The sequence below is a fragment of the Methylocaldum sp. MU1018 genome, assembly GCF_053646775.1.
The window spans coordinates 1,131,606-1,149,829 of the sequence record NZ_CM132195.1; the positions used below are offsets into that span (position 1 = coordinate 1,131,606).

At 57.2% G+C, this 18,224-nt stretch carries 19 protein-coding genes; 8 read left to right on the plus strand and 11 right to left on the minus strand.

All coding sequences use genetic code 11. From position 1 onward, the window contains the following. Positions 1-2 precede the first annotated feature (2 nt). From ACWJKU_RS05290 to typA, 4 genes are all read left to right on the plus strand, one after another. Complete coding sequence (locus ACWJKU_RS05290; protein ID WP_454146483.1) at positions 3-1,367, plus strand: sigma-54-dependent transcriptional regulator; 1,365 nt, start codon at positions 3-5, stop codon at positions 1,365-1,367. A 69-nt stretch (positions 1,368-1,436) separates the two neighbouring features. Beyond that, entirely contained in the window at positions 1,437-2,810 is a 1,374-nt protein-coding gene (gene trkA, locus ACWJKU_RS05295) for a Trk system potassium transporter TrkA (protein WP_454146485.1), read from the plus strand. 15 nt (positions 2,811-2,825) lie between these two features. Then, entirely contained in the window at positions 2,826-3,416 is a 591-nt protein-coding gene (locus tag ACWJKU_RS05300; protein WP_454146487.1) for a class I SAM-dependent methyltransferase, read from the plus strand. A gap of 298 nt (positions 3,417-3,714) precedes the next feature. Next, complete coding sequence (typA, locus tag ACWJKU_RS05305) at positions 3,715-5,535, plus strand: translational GTPase TypA (protein ID WP_454146489.1); 1,821 nt, start codon at positions 3,715-3,717, stop codon at positions 5,533-5,535. Between the two features lie 118 nt (positions 5,536-5,653). Here typA and ACWJKU_RS05310 read toward each other — a convergent pair whose 3' ends face one another. The 5 genes from ACWJKU_RS05310 to grxC form a co-directional block, all read right to left on the minus strand. Then, the gene (locus tag ACWJKU_RS05310) at positions 5,654-6,031 is read right to left on the minus strand and encodes a hypothetical protein (protein WP_454146491.1); all 378 of its coding nucleotides are present in this window, start codon (positions 6,029-6,031) and stop codon (positions 5,654-5,656) included. A gap of 667 nt (positions 6,032-6,698) precedes the next feature. Further along, the gene (locus ACWJKU_RS05315; protein ID WP_454146493.1) at positions 6,699-7,559 is read right to left on the minus strand and encodes a cupredoxin domain-containing protein; all 861 of its coding nucleotides are present in this window, start codon (positions 7,557-7,559) and stop codon (positions 6,699-6,701) included. A gap of 14 nt (positions 7,560-7,573) precedes the next feature. Continuing rightward, complete coding sequence (locus tag ACWJKU_RS05320) at positions 7,574-9,313, minus strand: multicopper oxidase domain-containing protein (protein ID WP_454146495.1); 1,740 nt, start codon at positions 9,311-9,313, stop codon at positions 7,574-7,576. A 90-nt stretch (positions 9,314-9,403) separates the two neighbouring features. Next, positions 9,404-9,988: a hypothetical protein gene (locus ACWJKU_RS05325; RefSeq protein WP_454146497.1), complete on the minus strand. Its 585-nt coding sequence runs from the start codon at positions 9,986-9,988 to the stop codon at positions 9,404-9,406. Between the two features lie 354 nt (positions 9,989-10,342). Continuing rightward, entirely contained in the window at positions 10,343-10,603 is a 261-nt protein-coding gene (grxC, locus tag ACWJKU_RS05330) for a glutaredoxin 3 (RefSeq protein WP_454146499.1), read from the minus strand. 149 nt (positions 10,604-10,752) lie between these two features. On the opposite strand from grxC, the gene ACWJKU_RS05335 reads away from it, so the two are divergent. The 4 genes from ACWJKU_RS05335 (at position 10,753) to ACWJKU_RS05350 (ending at position 13,910) form a co-directional block, all read left to right on the plus strand. Beyond that, entirely contained in the window at positions 10,753-11,031 is a 279-nt protein-coding gene (locus tag ACWJKU_RS05335) for a YgaP family membrane protein (protein ID WP_454146501.1), read from the plus strand. Between the two features lie 356 nt (positions 11,032-11,387). Further along, entirely contained in the window at positions 11,388-11,969 is a 582-nt protein-coding gene (locus ACWJKU_RS05340; RefSeq protein ID WP_454146503.1) for a hypothetical protein, read from the plus strand. Positions 11,970-12,381: 412 nt separating this feature from the next. Then, positions 12,382-12,993, plus strand: coding sequence for a DUF502 domain-containing protein (locus tag ACWJKU_RS05345; protein WP_454146505.1), 612 nt, complete (start codon positions 12,382-12,384; stop codon positions 12,991-12,993). Positions 12,994-13,052: 59 nt separating this feature from the next. Beyond that, a complete protein-coding gene (locus tag ACWJKU_RS05350) occupies positions 13,053-13,910 on the plus strand; it encodes an isocitrate lyase/PEP mutase family protein (protein WP_454146507.1) in 858 nt (285 codons plus the stop codon). Positions 13,911-13,967: 57 nt separating this feature from the next. Here the strand turns inward: ACWJKU_RS05350 and ACWJKU_RS05355 are convergent, their stop codons facing one another. From ACWJKU_RS05355 to ACWJKU_RS05380, 6 genes are all read right to left on the minus strand, one after another. Further along, positions 13,968-14,891, minus strand: coding sequence for a ketopantoate reductase family protein (locus ACWJKU_RS05355; protein WP_454146509.1), 924 nt, complete (start codon positions 14,889-14,891; stop codon positions 13,968-13,970). Further along, on the minus strand, positions 14,888-15,598 hold the full coding sequence (gene hda, locus ACWJKU_RS05360) for a DnaA regulatory inactivator Hda (RefSeq protein ID WP_454146511.1): 711 nt from the start codon (positions 15,596-15,598) through the stop codon (positions 14,888-14,890). The genes ACWJKU_RS05355 and hda overlap by 4 nt, the downstream gene beginning before the upstream one ends. A 91-nt stretch (positions 15,599-15,689) precedes the next feature. Next, complete coding sequence (gene wrbA / locus ACWJKU_RS05365) at positions 15,690-16,289, minus strand: NAD(P)H:quinone oxidoreductase (RefSeq protein WP_454146513.1); 600 nt, start codon at positions 16,287-16,289, stop codon at positions 15,690-15,692. A gap of 90 nt (positions 16,290-16,379) precedes the next feature. Continuing rightward, positions 16,380-16,727, minus strand: a complete 348-nt coding sequence (gene arsC / locus ACWJKU_RS05370) for an arsenate reductase (glutaredoxin) (protein WP_454146515.1) — start codon at positions 16,725-16,727, stop codon at positions 16,380-16,382. Positions 16,728-16,873: 146 nt separating this feature from the next. Further along, a complete protein-coding gene (locus ACWJKU_RS05375) occupies positions 16,874-17,332 on the minus strand; it encodes a CBS domain-containing protein (RefSeq protein WP_454146517.1) in 459 nt (152 codons plus the stop codon). Positions 17,333-17,416: 84 nt separating this feature from the next. After that, a complete protein-coding gene (locus ACWJKU_RS05380; protein WP_454146519.1) occupies positions 17,417-18,220 on the minus strand; it encodes an undecaprenyl-diphosphate phosphatase in 804 nt (267 codons plus the stop codon). Positions 18,221-18,224 lie beyond the last annotated feature (4 nt).

Genomic DNA, 18,224 nt, shown 5'->3' on the forward strand with positions numbered 1-18,224 from the left:
CAGTGGTCAAAGCGAATATTCTGGTGGTCGACGACGAACCGGACATCCGCCGTTTGCTTCAGGAAATTCTTGAAGACGAGGGATATCAGGTTGCCGTCGCCGAGAACGCGAGCGTAGCCCGCAAGCTCAGGACGGAACGGATGCCGGACCTGATATTGCTGGATATCTGGATGCCGGACGAGGACGGCATCACTTTGCTGAAAGAGTGGCTCCGGGACGATCAGCTTTGCCCCGTGATCATGATGTCCGGCCACGCGACGGTCGAGACCGCGGTCGAGGCCACGCGGCTGGGCGCTTACGATTTTCTCGAAAAACCCCTGTCCCTGGCCAAACTGCTGGTCACCGTCGAGCGGGCCTTGGAAAACGCCCGACTCAAGCGGGAAAACATCGGCTTGAAGCGACGGGTCGATATCCCGGTGGAGCCTATCGGCAAGAGCGCCGCGATCGAGCGTTTGCGCGACCAGATCAAGCGCCTGGCGCAGCACGACGCCCGCGTATTGTTCGTGGGCGAGCCCGGCTCAGGGAAAGAAACCCTGGCGCGTTATCTCCACGCCAGCAGCGCGCGGCGCGACGGTCCTTTCGTGGACGTGGGCGTCGGCACGATCGCGCCGCAGTACTCGGCGGTGGAGTTTTTCGGCCGGGTCGAAGACAGCCGGGTTCACTACGGATTGCTGGAGCAGGCGCACGGCGGAACGCTGTTTCTCGACGAAGTGGCCGACATGGAAGAGGAAACGCAGTTGCGCCTTCTCAGCGCGCTGGAGTCGAGCTCGTTCTCGCGGGTAGGCGGCAGCGAATTGATCAACGTGGATGTGCGTATCGTCGCATCGACCCGGAAATCGCTGGAGGAAGAAGTCCGATCCGGCCGTTTTCGGCGCGAGCTGTATTATCTGCTGAATGTCGTCATGCTCAAGGTTCCGGCGTTGCGCGAGCACAACGAAGACGTGCCGGAACTCCTCCGTTTTTACGTCGATTATTTCGTGAGCCGAGAGAAATTGCCCTTCCGCAAATTTCCCGTGCCGGTTCAGAACTTTTTGCGGCATTATCCGTGGCATGGCAATGTTCGCGAACTGAAAAATCTGGTGCAGCGCCTGTTGATCCTCGGCAGCGGGGAAGAGGTGGAACTGGATGAAGTCAAGGCCGCGCTCGGCGAGTCTTTGGGGGAGGTCGGCGTAGCCGTGGGGCAGCCCGATTTTTACGATCTGCCGCTCAAAGAGGCGCGCGAGCGATTCGAGAAAGCTTATCTCGAATATCACCTGGAAAAGTACAGCGGCAGCGTCGCCCGTCTTTCGCATGCCATTGGCCTGGAACGTACTCATCTGTACCGCAAGCTCAATTCGCTGGGGATAAAATTCAGAGAAAAGCGCTAGCGCCGTCGGCTCGGCTCTTTCGGGTTTTGCCATCCTCCAGCTTCGTCCGTTCAACTTCAGCTTTCAATAATGAAAATAATCATCCTAGGCGCCGGACAGGTCGGAAGTAGCGTGCTCGCCAGCTTGGCGAGCGAGACTAACGATATCGTCATGGTCGATACGCAGCCGGCCTTATTGAAGGATTTGCAGGACCGGTTCGATATCGGCACGGTTCAGGGCAATGCGGCGCATCCCACGGTCTTGAAGCGAGCCGGGGCGGATGAGGCCGATATGCTCATCGCCGTGACCAGCGACGACGAAACCAACATGCTGGCCTGTCAGATGGCGGACATCCTGTTCAAGGTTCCGCGAAAGATCGCCCGAGTCCGCGCCATCGAATATTTCAGCTATCCGGGGATATTTTCGCCGGAAACCATTCCGATCGACGTGGTCATCAGTCCGGAGCAGATCATCACTCAATTCATCGAGCGGCTGCTCAAATATCCCGGCGCATCGCAGGTTTTGGATTTTGCGGAAGGCCGCGTTCGCCTGGTATCGGTCAAGGCTCATCAGGGCGGGCCGCTCGTCGGGCGGGAAATCCGCGAGCTTCATCAGCACATGCCCAACGTCCATGCGCGCATCACGGCCATCTTTCGGAACGGTCAGCCAGTCATTCCCAACGGAAAAACCATCATTCAGGCGGACGACGAGGTGTTTTTCGTCGCATCATCCGAAGAAATCAAAGCGGTCATGAGCGAACTCAGAGAACTCGAACGGCCTTATAAGCGGCTGATGTTCGCCGGCGGCGGGCATATCGGCAAGCGCGTGGCCCAGGCGCTGGAGGGACGCTATCAGGTAAAGCTCATCGAAAAGGATTATAAGCGCGCCCAAAAAATCGCTGCCGATCTGAGCAATACCGTGGTGCTGGCGGGCGATGCTTCGGACAAAGAACTCCTGTTGAGCGAAAACATCGAAAATACCGATATTTTCTGCGCCATCACCAATGACGACGAAGCCAACATCTTGTCCGCCATGTTGGCGAAGCGCCTGGGAGCCCGCCGGGTGATCAGCCTGGTGAACAAAAGTGCCTATGCGGATCTCGTCGGCACCTCGCTGGTGGATCTCGTCCTCTCTCCGCAGCAGGCGACCATCAGCGCCTTGCTGCGCTACGTGCGGCGCGGCGACATCGTTCAGGTTCACTCCCTTCGGCATGGCGCTTCGGAAGCGATCGAAGCGGTCGCGCACGGGCGGCGCGGCAGCTCGAAAGTGGTCGGGATACCCATCGACCAGATCGAAATTCCGCCGGGCGTGGTCATGGGAGCCCTGGTGCGGGGCGAGGAAGTGATTCAGGTTCACCACGATACGGTAATCGAGGAGGGAGATCACGTCATCATGTTCCTGCTCGACAAGAAACTCATCCCTATGGTGGAACAGATCTTTCAGGCTACCGAGGCGGCGGTCTGACGGAGGAAGCGTTGCATGACGGAAGGCGAGGGCGAAATTCGAGACAAGTGGGACCGGATCTACCGCGAAGCCGGCGACGCGATTCCGGAGCCCGCCAGGGTTCTGGCGGATAATGCGCATCTCCTGCCGGCTTCGGGCATCGCCTTGGATTTGGCCTGCGGACTCGGGGGAAACGCTTTATATCTGGCGCAACGCGGGTTTGATACCCATGCGTGGGACATTTCTCCGGAAGCGATCAGCCGGGTTAACGTTTACGCGCGACGGCTCGGTCTGAGCCTCCGCGCCGAGGTCAGAGATGTTGTCGATGCTCCTCCGATGGCGGAATCGTTCGACGTCGTCGTCGTCAGCCGCTTTTTGGAGCGCTCCCTGGGCCCGGCCATCATCAATGCCCTGAAACCGGACGGCTTGCTGTTCTATCAGACCTACACGCGGGAAAAAGCGGCCGGGACCGGGCCGACGAATCCTGCTTATCTTCTCAGTGCGAACGAGTTGCTGCGCCTATTCGGCAGCCGTTTCAGGCTCGTGTTTTATCGCGAAGAGGGGCGAATCGGAGATTTGGCCCGGGGCTGCCGCAACGAGGCTTTTTTCGTAGGCCAAAAGACGTAGTGCCGGGCGCCGCGCCGGCTACCGGATCGCATGGGCGCCTGATTTGCCGGTGTGCGCAACGGATCATCGGCGCTTGGAACGAGGCGCGTTCCGCAAGACATTCCACTCCGTCGTCCGCTGTTTGCTTCATTGCGATCAGATTCCCGCCCCCGCCGGCGCAGGCTGGACTGGGGTTACTGGTCGCTTCCCATCAGGGCGAGAGCAGCCCGCCCGGCGAAGTCCGAGTAAGCTTTCGAATCTGGTAGAATAGCCGGTTTTCCCAGTTTCGAGCCTCCATCACCTATTCGTTTCCCGATTTATGATCGAAAAACTCCGTAATATCGCCATCATCGCCCACGTAGACCACGGCAAAACCACTCTGGTCGACAAGCTGCTCCAGCAATCCGGCACCTTCGCCGCCCACGAAAAACTGGAAGAACGGGTCATGGACTCGAACGCTCTGGAAAAAGAACGGGGCATCACCATCCTGGCCAAGAACACGGCCATCGACTGGAACGGCTACCATATCAACATCGTCGATACGCCCGGGCATGCCGACTTCGGCGGCGAGGTGGAGCGCGTCCTGTCGATGGTGGATTCGGTGCTGCTGCTGGTGGATGCGGTGGACGGTCCGATGCCGCAGACCCGGTTCGTGACCCAGAAGGCGTTTGCCCTGGGGCTGAAGCCCATCGTGGTCATCAACAAGATCGATCGCCCTGGAGCGCGCGCGCATTGGGTATTGGATCAGACTTTCGATTTGTTCGACCGGCTGGGAGCGACCGAGGAGCAGTTGGACTTCCCGGTCATTTACGCTTCGGCCCTGAACGGCTATGCCGGAGACAATCCGGATATCCGCGAGGGCAGCATGGACCCGCTGTTCCAGACCATCATCGACAAGGTGCATCCGCCCCAGGTCGACGAGGAGGGCGGTTTCCAGATGCAGATCAGTCAGCTGGATTACAACTCTTACGTAGGTGTCATCGGCATCGGCCGCATCCAGCGCGGCAGTATCAAGACCAATACCCCCGTGGTAGTGGTGAGCCGCGACGGCAAACAGCGCAACGCCCGCATCCTCCAGGTTTTCGGATTCAAGGGGCTGGAGCGGGTCGAAGTGCCCGAGGCCAACGCCGGCGACATCATCGCCTTCACCGGCATCGATACTCTGGAAATTTCCGATACCATTTGCGCGACCGACTGCGTCGAGGTGCTTCCGCCTTTGACCGTGGACGAACCCACCGTGAGCATGACCTTCCAGGTCAATAATTCGCCCTTTGCCGGCAGAGAAGGCAAGTTCGTCACCTCGCGCCAAATTCGCGAACGGCTGCAGCGGGAATTGCTGCACAATGTCGCCCTGCGCGTGGAAGACACAGCCGATCCTGACAAATTCACGGTCTCGGGACGCGGCGAGCTGCATCTGTCCATTCTGATCGAGAACATGCGCCGCGAAGGCTACGAGCTTGGCGTGTCGCGTCCGGAGGTCATCATCAAGGAAATCGACGGCGAGCTCTGCGAGCCCTACGAATTCGTCACCATCGAAGTCGAGGAGGAGAATCAAGGGGCGGTGATGGAGAAGCTGGGCGAGCGCAAGGGCGACCTGCTGAACATGATGCCGGATGGCCAGGGCCGCGTACGCTTGGAATATATGATACCGTCGCGCGGTTTGATCGGATTCCAGACCGAATTCATGACCGCCACCTCGGGCACCGGTCTTTTGTACCATGTGTTCGATCATTATGGCGCGGTCAAAAAAGGCGACATCGGTCAGCGGATCAATGGTGTGATGATCTCCATGGTGGAGGGCAAGGCTCTAGGTTATGCGCTGTTCAACCTGCAGGAGCGCGGACGCCTGTTCATCGAGCATGGCACGGAAGTTTACGAAGGCATGATCATCGGCATCCATTCCCGAGATAACGATCTGGTGGTGAATCCGACCAAGGCCAAGCAGTTGACCAATATCCGGGCCGCCGGCAGCGACGAGAACATCCTCCTGACGCCGCCCATCAAGCTCAGCCTGGAGCAGGCTCTGGAGTTCATCGATGATGACGAGTTGGTGGAAGTGACGCCGAAGTCCATTCGGCTTAGAAAAAAGCTGCTTTTGGAGCACGAACGCAAAAAAGCCAATCGTGCAGCGGGAGCCTGATTTCGCGATAAGCGATGCCCGGGATTAATGATGTCTGCCCCGGCCGTTTGCGGAATATCCGAAATCTCCGCCGACGGCCGGAGACGCTGAAGGCATGCCGCCCGATGGGCGTTTTCAATTAGAGATAGAGGAGCAGGAGCATCAGTACCATTCCCGTTAGTGCGATCTGCCATCCCAAAGCGGTCCTGTTCAAATGGACGCGCTCTTTTTGCCCTTGCCACCAGGTGGGAACGGTCGATTTTGCCTGCTGAACAATCTTGTTCAGCTTTTTGAACCCCAAAACCAGAAACAGTATCAACAGTCCGAAACCCAGCCATGCCGTAATCGCCTGGGCCTCATAGGGGGTGACCTCCAGGAGCGCCTCCAGCACATGCTCTGTCACGAGCTCTATGGTTTCGAGCACGAGTTCGATTGCCGTGATGAGTAGATGCAGCAGCACGTCGCCCCAGAGGATGAGTACGAGTAATCCTGCTCCAACCACTACGGCCTTTTTCATAACCAAACCTCCTTACCGTGTCTTTTGCGCGCCGGTTTTCGGGCTGTCGCACAAAAACGCCTGCCGAAAATTAGGGCTCATCAAGACTATCTCATCGCCTGTCTTGATGCTTTGGTGTATTTCAGGTACTGAACAGCGCGCCGGCCCAGTTTTTTGAAGTTTACAGATACGAGACGCAATCCGCTATTTATTAACCGCCGAATTGACAATTTTTTGTAGCGTACAAAAGACATCCGCCCAAGGCGCTGTAGCGCAGCCAATCCCGTAAGTGTATCGGCGGAATAGGCGGGCGGTATCGCTAATTTGTCGCGTGAAAAACGCCGGATCGTTGCGTGTCACCGGTCGACAGCCGGCGGTATCGATGCCGGGCAGCTTGGGAGCGCGGCCCAAGCCATTCTTCGGAAGCTTGCCGGGAGATATTCCGAGGTTGTAGCGATCAAGCGCGGTACGCGACTCTACGATGTTGCAAGCCGGTGTATAAAGATCGTGCGAAAAGCAAATACCGGAAGGGGCGATAATATCGGGCGGCTTTTAGGCCGGGATCGACTGGGGAAAGCTGAAACGGATGTTTCAGTCTACGAAACGTACGAAGAGAGTTCCGTTTGCGCGGCGCACTGTCGGCCGGCGGCGCCGCACAACGGACATCGGCGGGAAGAAATGAGCCGAGTTATTTCTTTAGATTTCGGTACAAGGAAGTCACTAAAAGGACGACTTGGTCAAACAGGCTCTTGCTGAGGTTTGCCCCATAGATGACGACATCCTTGGAACTCATGCCCTTGAAGCGTTGCCTGAAATTGCCGACCAAAAACGGCGTTGCGAACAAGCCGAGGACTATCCCGATGATAAATGTGCCGGTATGGGATGTGGGCTGTGATGCCGGCGCCGGTTGGGCGGCAGCCAGCGGTTGTGGCGACGTAGCGACCGTCGTCTGCGTTGGGCCGTAATTATCCGGTATGGCGAAGTCCGTCAGGCCGGGAATGCTGGGGAACGTGCCGCCGCCTTTACCCACAACCAACTGTCCTTTCATTCCCTTCTCCATGTGCTGGGCGATATCGCAGTGTACCAGGTAGGTCTTGTCTTCCTTGGGCAGGATCAGGGTGCCGCTAATTTTACCGGGGCCGGTCACCTCCAAGTGGAACATGCCTTTCTCGTACAGGTACTTCGGCAGCCCATGCATCATCCATTGATGGCGAATATTGTCCTCGTTGATGAAGTGCACCGTAAGGCGCGTGCAGGGTTTGACGCGCCATTCCTGCTTGTCGAAAGCGAACATGGTGCCGGGGAATGTTTTTGAATACTTGTGCCCGGCTCGTACGGTGATTTCCGCGTCCTCGCTGATCTTATCGCAGCCTCCGGGCAGTTTGTCCTTGTTTTGGCCCATCACCATGCCGCCATCCATGTCCATGAGGTGGCCATCACCGTGATCCATCAGCAATTTATGTTCTACGATCTCCTGCTGTTCCGCGGCATAGGCCGACGAAGCGCCCAGAAAAGCGCTGAAAATAACCAGATGCGTAAACTTTGACATGACGATCGACTGCCTCAATGCTTGCCTTTGGCTTGGGACGTGAGTTGGCTGATTACGGACAGCATGCGTTCCCGGTACAGATAGAGCAGATAACCAGCAATACCGAACAGCAGTCCATTGAAAAGGCTGCCCAGCGGATTGGATGACGTATCGGTCGCAGTCGCGTCTGGTGTGGATTTAACTCCGGTTACGTTTGCGGCAACCGCTGTTTGAGTACCCGCGGGTTCGGCCAGGCTGCCCCAGTCGTCCGCCCAGTCTTGCCATATCGGTATTTTTCTCTGCCAGTATTCCTTGGTGAAATACGGCGCCAGATCCATGCCGTGGGTCTTCGGTGTGCCGTTCTCATCGAGATAGGATTTGTACACGATGAGGCTTATGCTGCCGCCCTCGCCCATGCCGTCGGTGGTAAAGGCCTTTTCGACATGGTCGTGGAACATCCACACGCCCGACCCAAAGCTGTGCAAGCCGTCATCCGTCGTATCGATCGACAGGTCCAGTCGTTGCGCCGGAGCCATCATGTAGACGTCGCGCGTGATCTGGGCGCTGGGGTTCTGTTCGACCCCATCGTAGTGGGTTTCCGTGGCCTTGTGCCCGTGCGTATGAAGCGCAAGCGTTTCGGTATGACCGTTGAGAATGCGCAACTTGATCTTCTCATTGGGATCGACCGTAACCAGGGATTCCCGGAGCGTGTAGGGGAAAGAGCGGCCGTTCAGGATGAAATAGTCGTCCTTTGCATCGGTGATGTCGTATTCCTGGTTCATCGCCCGCGCGATCAGGCGGGGATCGTTGGCTTCCTGCGGCAGCCTGTGCAGTTCTTTGTCGATGGACTGGTAATGCAGGTCGTATTCCTGATTGAATTTTTCCAGTACGGCTACGGAAGGATGGCGGACTTGGCCGGCACCCACGTTGAAGGTTTGAACCCAGTTGTTCGGTCTGTTCTCTTCCACGATAAACATGCCCGCAAGCCCCATCGGAATATGGGTATGGGGCTGGACATGGCAGTGGTAATACATGGTGCCGGGCTGTCGTGGCCGAATCACGTAAGTCTTGCTTTGGCCCGGCATGATATCCATTTGGCTGGTTTGGCCGACGCCGTCGTTGCCCTCGCCGCCATGATCCATGAAGGGATGATCGACGCCGTGAAGGTGTATCGAGTGAGGGAAATAGTGGGTGTTTTCAACCACCAGCCAGATTACATCGCCCTGCTCGACGCGTATCGGTGCGGAGGGCATGCGCAGCATGGGATTGGCTTCCACGCTGGCAAAGCTCCGTGTCGACATGTCGCGGGTTTTCGGCGCGAAGACCCAGAAGCTGGGCTGTATGCCGGGCGCGATGTCGAAGGTGGGCACTACGCCGGCGAAATCGGGCGAATGCCCGTTCACTTCCATGATTTCGAGCTTGATGATGATATGGTCGGGGTCGCCGTCGCCGTCCATGTCGTTGGTTTTCGTGATCGCGTCCGCGGCTAGGTTGGACGTATCCATGAGCGTCTGCATGGATATGTTGTTGGTTCCTTTTACGAACGCCGCGATATCGGCCGGATTGTCCGGATTGCAGACCCTCGATTCTTGAATGGCGACCCCTTCTACGACTTGCGCTTTACGCCATTCATTGGGGGCTCCGCTATTGCAGAAAGGCTCGGCTTCACCGACTGGAACCTTGACGCTGGACGGCGGAGAAGTAACCGCCCCGGCGACGGTGGATAAGGCCGACAAGGCGGAACCAAACAAGAATACGAGGGAACGTGTCTGCATTGTGAGTACCGTTGGGAACAGATCTTCGAAGGCTTGACCAAGGCTTGCGATTGGCCTGGCGCTTAGTCAAGCAATCCCGTTTGAAAGTTCCTAAGATTTTTTCTTCAGCATCCGGTCTACCGCGCCTTTGAAAGACGCATTGGACAGATAAAAGATATAGCCGCCCGCAATCAAAATGACTGCGATTACAACGAAGGTGCTGGTCGAAGGTCCGCCGGCCGCGCTTCCGACGCTAAAAGGTACGTGGGCATCGACCTTTTGCCCTTCATTGACCAGCGTCACGTGCGCCAGATAATCGCCCGCTTCGGTGAAGTTGATCGTGGTGTTGGCCGTTCCGGTCGGATAGGTTGACGGCTCTTTATAGAACACGCGGGTTCCTTGAGGTTCTTTGGTGATCTCGAACTCGACCGTCATGTTGCGCAATGCTTTTCCTTCGTAGTCGAACACCAAGGTGGCTGAGCCGACCTCAGGAATGGCATTGCAGTATTCCGTCGTTCCAGTTAGCTGCGGTTGGTAGGCGGTAAAATGCACCCAGTGGGGACCGACCGGAATGCGGCAAGCATCCAAATCGACGCCCGAAGCTCCTCCGTGCGCCCAGCTCGATACGGGGATCATGGCGGAAACGAGCAGGCCCAGAGCGAGCAAGCACTCTTTTAAGCAGATTAGTTTACGCATATCTCTTCCCTCACTTGTGGATTATCGGATTTTTGTATTTAAATCGTTGAGGCGAGCCTGCTAAAAGGCTCGTAGCTTGTCGACTTCCTTTTGCCTGCGAAAGAGCTAAAGGAATAAGCAAATATACATAAGCGGGCTGTTATGTACAATGTTTCGGTTGAAGCGTGGTTCGGCATTTGCTTTTTATGCGCATGAATTTGCCGGCTGGCAGTAGAACCGACATCCACGGGGTTTTGTGTTGAACGCAAACCGATGAAGCCTGCAACCGGAGAGCCTCGCGACCGCTGCTCGACGACTGTGATCCTTAGTTAGACCTCGTGCGGGAGATTCAGTTCTGGCAAGCCATGCCGATGCTCAATCCTCGGCCAGCAGGCGATCCAACTGACCGGCGCGTTCCAGGGCCGCGAGTTCGTCGAAGCCGCCGACATGGATTTCCCCGATATAGATCTGGGGTACCGTTCGGCGCCCCGTCTTTTCCATCATTTCCTGGCGGCGTTCCGAATCCAGATCGATTCTGATTTTATCGATACGCTGGACGCCTTTTTTCAAAAGTAAGCGCTCCGCCATGACGCAATAAGGGCAGAGAGCGGTGCAGTACATGATCACTTTAGCCATAGAAGTGTATTTCGCCTGATGTTGTGGAACGGAGTTCACTATAAACGCGCGTTGAAAAAGTCCAAGGAGAAGACGAATTTTTTCATGAATATGGTTTTTTTCCGAACGGGCGCGACAAATCGTTTCCGGTCATGCGTCCGGTATGGGCCATGAAGGAATTCACGCTTCATCGCAAGATTGATTCTGATATATTAGAGAAATCTAATGCGAGGACCGTTATGACCACACATCGTCTGGTTCGTATTTTTGCCGGTTTTTTCATTTTGTTGTCTCTGGCACTTGGGGTAGAAGCCAGCCCGTTGTTCGTAAGCCAGAACTGGCTCTGGTTTACGGCGTTTGTGGGAGCCAACCTGCTTCAGAGCGGGTTTACCCAAATTTGCCCTTTGGAGGCCGTATTAAAAAAGCTGGGGTTTAAAGAGTCTTGCTGACGGGGAACCGCTTCGGCTGATCGTACTGTCTAATCATTTGCCATGACGCGGGAAAGCTCTTCAAGATGAGTAAGCTTCGCTGGGTTACGGGCGAAGTCGATGACCTTGGATATGGGCTTTGCACGGGAGATGCGCCCGGTGTCATCGAGCATCGGAGCGTTGACGTCTAATCATTAATCACGCCCGAAATACCCCCCGGTATTTCGGGCCGACGCCGAGGTCGATACACGCCCGACCTTGGCTGACGCGGCTCGCCGCCCGCTCCGAATCAATCCGGCCTATAAATATATAGGCCGGGTCAATAAGCCGTGACTTCAGGTTGGAGTTTGTCGAATCACCATGGACGGAGCTTCGCTATGGACAGTATCTGGTATTCGATTGCTCGGGGAGGACTTGGCAGTATCGTTTTGGCCGCTTTTGCGGCATGCGCCACCCAGGAACCGAGACAGCTTTATGCCAACGCCAAACAAACCACGGCCAGGGTCAAAGAGGTCGATTTGTGGAATCGTCGGGTCTTTTTGACGGGTTCGAACGGCGAGGGATTCTCCGTGCACATCGATCCGAAAGTCGAAAACCTCGCCAAAGTGCAGGTCGGCGATCAGGTAAGCATAGGTTATTACGAGGCCCTTGCGGCGGAGATCAAGGATCCCGGCGAGGGCGTCAAGGACGTCAAGGTTGGAGAAGGGAGCTCGATCGCGCAATCCGGAGAGCGGCCGGCCGGCTCCGTGGGGCGTTCGGTCAGAGCCACGGTGAAAATTATATCGGTCGACCCTCATGCGAACAGAGTAACGATTTCGAGCCCGAGCGGTCATGTGCACACCGTCGAAGTGAGAAATCCCCAGCTTCAAAAATATATCGAAACCCTGGGCGCGGGGGATGAAGTCGAACTGACCTACACCGAGGCGGTGGCCATAACCGTGGAGCCTGTCGAAAAGTAAGTCTTGAAATGGTTCTCCGCGTTTATTTGATGCGCGCAGCCCGAAAGGTCCGAATCATCTTGGCACCGGAAATCTCCCGGCTGATTTTCATAGGCCTCGGAAAAAGCGATCAATCCGGCGTTTCCCCGCGTGGATTGCCAATTTAAGTCGGATCGCGGCGACCGGCGCTTGAGCCGGGACACCATGTCATATTCCGGTGCGACGATTCTGCTAAGCTTCCGGTATCCAGGACTCGAAGTCGCGTTGCGGTTTTCGAGGTTCCAAAACCGGCGTGATCCCAATTACACTGTACCCCGTGGGGCCTATCTCCCGGACAGCGCTTATCATGTGTCGGGGCGGGCCGGCAGAGATACCGCTCGGTAATTCCGATTTTTTCGATTTCGGACAAATCACCAAAGTTGCCGGTAATAAAATGAAAAAAACATTACAGAAATTCTTTGGCTATTTCCTCATCGGCGTATTGGGCTTGTTGCCCATCGTCATCATCTTTCAGATCGTCATCTCCGTCGAAGGGCTGCTTCGGGATTTTGTATTGAGAATTTTCGGACGCTACGAGAATTTTTTCATTCCCATCGGCTTGTTCACGGCGGCTATTTTGGTCCTGACGTATTTCGGTTATTTGCTCAAGCAGGACAAGGCTCATGTCTGGTATTACCTGGAAGGTCTCCTTAACCGCATTCCTCTGCTGGGCACGATATATCGAGTTACCAAGAAGATACTGAATCTGTTCCGGGGCGATGAGGAACAGAAACTCCGCGATGTGGTTTACATCGAGTACCCCAAAGACGGCCTCTGGGTGCCGGCCTATGTCACCAACCGGGTCGATGATCAACTGGTGCTGTATATTCCGACATCGCCGAATCCGACCTCCGGCTTCACCGTGATCGTCCATGAATCGAGGGTCAAGACATCCGATATGAGCATCGAGGAAGCTTCGAGTTTCGTCATCAGCCTCGGCGTGGATTTTCCGAAACCGGACGAAGCTCAGCGGCTTAAGCCGGGTGCCGATAAGGTGGCGCAATGATCTTGGTTTTCGGTCGGGCCGGCGTTCCGGTCATGGATTAAACACCGAGGAGAAAACGTATGAGTTCCCCTGCCAATCGTTTGAGAGAGCTTCTTGCCAGTCCCGGTATTCGCCTTATGCCGGGCTGTCACGACGCCATGTCCGCCAAGTTGATCCAGGAAGCCGGTTTCGAAATGGGCTTCATGAGCGGTTTTGCGGTCTCCGCGGCGCGCCTGGGTCTGCCTGATATGGGGTTGATTTCCTATGGAGAACTGCTGGAGCAGGGGCGCAATATTTGCACCGCCGTTTCCATTCCCATGTTCGGCGACGGCGATACGGGGTTCGGCAACGCGCTCAACGTGAAACGCACCGTGCAGGGTTACGCCCGCGCCGGGTTCGCCTGCATCATGATCGAAGATCAGCAGGCGCCCAAGCGTTGCGGCCACACCCAGGGCAAGGCGGTGGTGAGCCGGGACGAAGCCGCGATGCGGATTCGCGCGGCCGTCGACGTGCGCAATGACGGCGACGACATACTCATCATGGCGCGAACCGATGCGCGGGCGGCGCTGGGCATCGAGGAAGCTGTCGCGCGCTGCAAATCATTCCGCGAACTGGGAGCCGATATCACTTTTCTGGAAGCGCCGGAAAGCATCGAGGAGATGCGCCGCTACTGCGCCGAAGTGGATGGGCCGAAGATGGTTAATATGATCGAATACGGCAAAACTCCCGTACTGCCGCCAGAGCAACTGGAGGCGATCGGCTATAAAATCGCCGTATATCCTCTGACCTTGCTGAACGCCGGCATCCGTGCCATGCGCGAAGCTTTGGGCCGCATCAAGCAGGGTCGGACGCCGGAGAATATCATGGATTTCGAGACGTTGAAGTCGGCCGTCGGCTTCCCCGGGTATTATGAAGAGGAAGACCGTTACCGGTATTGAACGACGGCGCGAGGCGCAGGTTAAAGCGCGCCCAAAACAATGCGCCAGATGGTTTTGTCATTCTTTCGCGCGCTTTAACTCTCTCAGCTTCATCAGGGCGTAAACCGATTCCAGATGGGGAATCGGCACGCCCATGTTCCGTCCCGCCCGCACGGCGTTGCCCAGTATGGCTTCCGTCTCCATCGGCCGACCGGCTTCGAAATCCAGCAGCATGCTGGTCTTGTAGGGCGGCATGTTGTACGTGCTCTCGATATTTTTGTCGACGATATCGGCAGGCAAAGGATGCCCCGCGGCGCTGGCGATCAGGCAAATCTCCTCCATGATGGCGCGTACGAACGGTTCCTGGGTCGAAAGTATGTCGTTCGTGCTGAGACCCGCGGAGAGTACCGAGAGCGGGTTGAAGGGGGCGTTCCAGACGCATTTCTGCCAGCGGGCCGCGACGATATCCTCGGAGGCGACGCAAGTGATGCCCGCCTGTCCGAACGCGCCGCACAATGCCCGGTTTTTTTCGGAAAGCCCTTGCGGATAATTGCCCAAGGCCAACCGGCCGTAGGCCTGATGCCAGATTTTGCCGGGCGCGGTGCGGGTGACGCAGATAAACGCCAGGCCGCTGATCAGTTCGTTGTCGGGAAAGGCCTGCGCGATTTCGTCTTCGATGCCGATGCCGTTTGAAATGAGCGCGATGGACGTATCGGGGCCCACGGCGTCTTTCAGCAGCCCGACCCGGTCGGCATGTTCGACCACTTTGATGCACAGAAGAACATAATCGGGCTTTTCAGTCAGTTCCGCTGCGCTACGCACGACGTGTCGAGGCCGGAAATGATAGTTGCCCAGATTGGTGTCGCTCGTAATGTCTATGCCGTGGGCTTTCACGTGCGCATAATCGGAACGGGCTGCCATCGAGACTTCCGCGCCCAGCTTGGCGAGCAGCGAACCGTAAAAGCTGCCGACGGCACCGGAGCCTATGACCAATACCTTCATGTCGTTTCTCCCAAATAGTTCTTGAGAAAAGGAATCGTAAGCTTGCGTTTCGCGGCCAGAGTCGCGTGATCCAGCTCGTCCAGCAAGCGTCTCAATGAGGAAAGATCCCGGCGGTGATGAGAAAGCAGGAAGCGGCCGACCTGCGGTGGCAGATCCAGGCCGAGCGAACGGGCGTAGGCGCCGAGGACGATCAGCTTATCCTCGTCGTTCAAGGGTTGTAGGCGCAAGGTCAAGCCCCAGCCCAAGCGGGTTTTGAGATCCGGAAGACGGATGGGAAGCTCGGCGGGCGGTGACTGGGCCGAGACGATCAACCGGTTGCCCAGCTCGCGCAATCGATTGAACAGATTGAACAAAGCCCGCTCCCACATATCGTCGCCGGCAACCGCATCCAAATCGTCGAGGCAAACGACGTCCTGATGCTCCAGCCCGTCGAGTACGCCGGGGCCGTGCTCCCGGAGGCTCGCCAGCGGCAGGTAGGAAACCGACAAGTCGTTTTGGCAGGACTCCCGACAGCAGGCATTGAGCAAGTGGCTCTTGCCGGTTCCAGGTTCACCCCATAAAAAGATCAACGTGTCGCCGCGACCGCCGGCGGCATGCTTCAGATGATCGACGATTTCGGCGTTGGCGCCCGCGTGGTATTGCCGAAAACCCAGCTCGGGATTGAAGGCGAAGCGCAGGGGAAGTTGCTCCGCCATGATCTTAGTCATGTTCGACTGAAGAAGCGGCCGCCGCAACGTTTCGCGGCACGCCGGGAAGCGACAGGCTGCAAGAATCCATCAGGGTCGCGCCGGAAGAGAGCTATTTGACTTGGGCGTTCTTTAGCGCCAGCGCCGTGCGGGCCAGGCGGGATCCGAACGCGCGGCACAGTCTCCGTTCTTCGTCGCTGACGGCGTTGTCGCCGCCGGTGTGCCGGCTGGGGCCGTAAGGCGTGCCGCCGCTGGTGGTTTCGAGGAGCGCGCTTTCGCTGCTGGGAATGCCGACCAGAACCATGCCGTGGTGCAGCAAGGGCAGCAGCATGGTGATTAGGGTGGCCTCTTGGCCGGCATGCATGGACGAGGTGGCGGTGAAGACGCCGGCCGGTTTTCCGGACAGCGCGCCCGAAAACCACAAGGCGCTGGTGCTGTCGATGAAATATTTGAGGGGCGCTGCCATGTTGCCGAAGTGCGTGGGACTCCCCAGAGCCAAGGCGTCGCAGTTTTTCAGATCGTCGAGCGTTGCAAAAGGCGGACCGGATTCGGGAATGGTGTCCTCGGTGGCCTGGCAGACCGGCGATACTTCAGGGACGGTACGGATCTTGGCGACGGCGCCGGCGACTTCTTCGACGCCTCTGGCGATCAGATTGGCCATTTCGGCTGTGGAACCCCAGCGGCTATAGTAGACGATTAGAACTTCAACCATGAAAAAACAAAAGGGAGAAAAGCGCTCAAGTAAAGGATAGGGGATAAGGCGGCCCGGCCAAAAGATTCGAGATTCGGCCAAAACCGGACATCAAAGAATTTGCAATACGTTCTCCGGCGGACGCCCGATGGCGGCCTTGCCGTTCGCCAGTACGATGGGGCGCTCGATGAGGATCGGATTTTCCACCATCGCGGCGATCAATGCTTTTCTGTCCAGGTCAGGATTATCCAAGCCGGCTTCCTTGTAGACCGCTTCGCCTTTGCGCATCAAATCGCGCGGCTCCATGTCGAGCTTGGCCAGAATGGATTCCAGCTCGGAAGCGCTGGGCGGCGTTTTCAGATATTCGATCACCGTGGGCTCGATATCTTTGCTTTTGAGAAGCTCAATCGTCGCGCGGGATTTACTGCAGCGGGGGTTGTGGTAAATCGTGATGGTCATGGTCTTAGCCCTCGAAGTCGATTGTGGCGCGTCGGGACGATCGCTTTTATCGCCGCCCGGCGATATCGATCGTATCCGTAAAGCAGAGGGGCCGGACGGGCACGATGTGCCCAAGCCCGTCTGCCGAATCCGAAAAGCCGGGCACTTTAGCCGAGACCTCCGCGGGTTTTTTGTTCCCGTTCCTGCTCTTTGCCGATGATCTTCGCCAGTTCGGCAAGTTCGCCGGCGAGGATTTCGAGGAGATCGTCGCAAGTCAAAATGCCGGCCAACAAGCCCTGCCGGTCGACGACGGGGATGCGGCGCACGCCCTTGACGCGCATCCGCTGCAAGGTTTCCCATAGTCCGTCGTCTTCACGGGCGGTTATCAGCTCATAGCTCATGATATCGCCGACGGCGACCGAATTCGGATCGAGTTCCGTGGCGACGATTTCAATCACCAAATCGCGGTCGGTGATGATGCCGACGGGTTTCGTTCCGCCTGCGGAATCCTCGACGACCACGGCGCTGCCCACGTGAAACTCGCGCATCAGCTTGGCCGTGTCGATGATCGAGTCTTCTTTTCTCACGATGACCGTATCGCGGTTACAAAATTGTCCAACAGACATGGTGGTCCTTTACGCTGTTGATGGATGGAGTATCCGCATTTTACCCGTTTGTGCCGCCGGATGCAGGAAAAACCGCGCATTGCTCTAGCGGGGCAGGAAGACGTAAAGCAGTACGCCGCCGAGAATCAGCCTGTAGATGACGAAAGGCAACATACCGATGCGGTCGAGGAGCTTCAGGAACCAGCCGATGGTAACGTAGGCGACGATGCCGGACAGAAGCGCGCCGAGGAACAGATTCCACCACGATACGGCTTGGTCCGACTCGAATAATGCGTAGATTTTGAGCAATCCCGCCAGCGCCGTTACCGGTATCGACAGCAGAAAGGAGAAGCGGGCGGCGGCTTTGCGCTCCAGGCCGAGGAACAGGCCGCCGGTTATCGTGATACCGGATCGGGATGTGCCGGGAATCAGCGCCACGGCTTGAAAAAGACCGACTATCAAAGCGTCTTTCCAGGTCAGGTCGGCATCGGTACGCCGTTCGGCGCTCACTTTTTGCGCCAGCCAGAGCACCAAGGCAAATACGATCGTGCTGGCCGCGATGATCAAAGGGCTCCGTAACACGGTCTCGACGTAATCGTGGGCCGCCAGTCCGGCGATACCCGCCGGAATCGTTCCCCAAATCACGTACCAGGCCAGTTTTGCATCGGTGCTCATGCCCTTTCCGGACAGCGAGCGAAACCAGGCTCCCGCCATGTCGCGCAGAGCGCCCGCGTAATAGATGACGACCGCCGCGAGCGTCCCGAGGTGGACGGCGACGTCGAAGGCCAGGCCCTGGTCGTGCCATCCGAAAATGACCGGCATCAGGATCAGGTGAGCCGCGCTCGAAATCGGCAAAAACTCGGTCAACCCTTGCAGCAGAGCCAGATAATAAACGTGGTGGCAGTTCATGGTG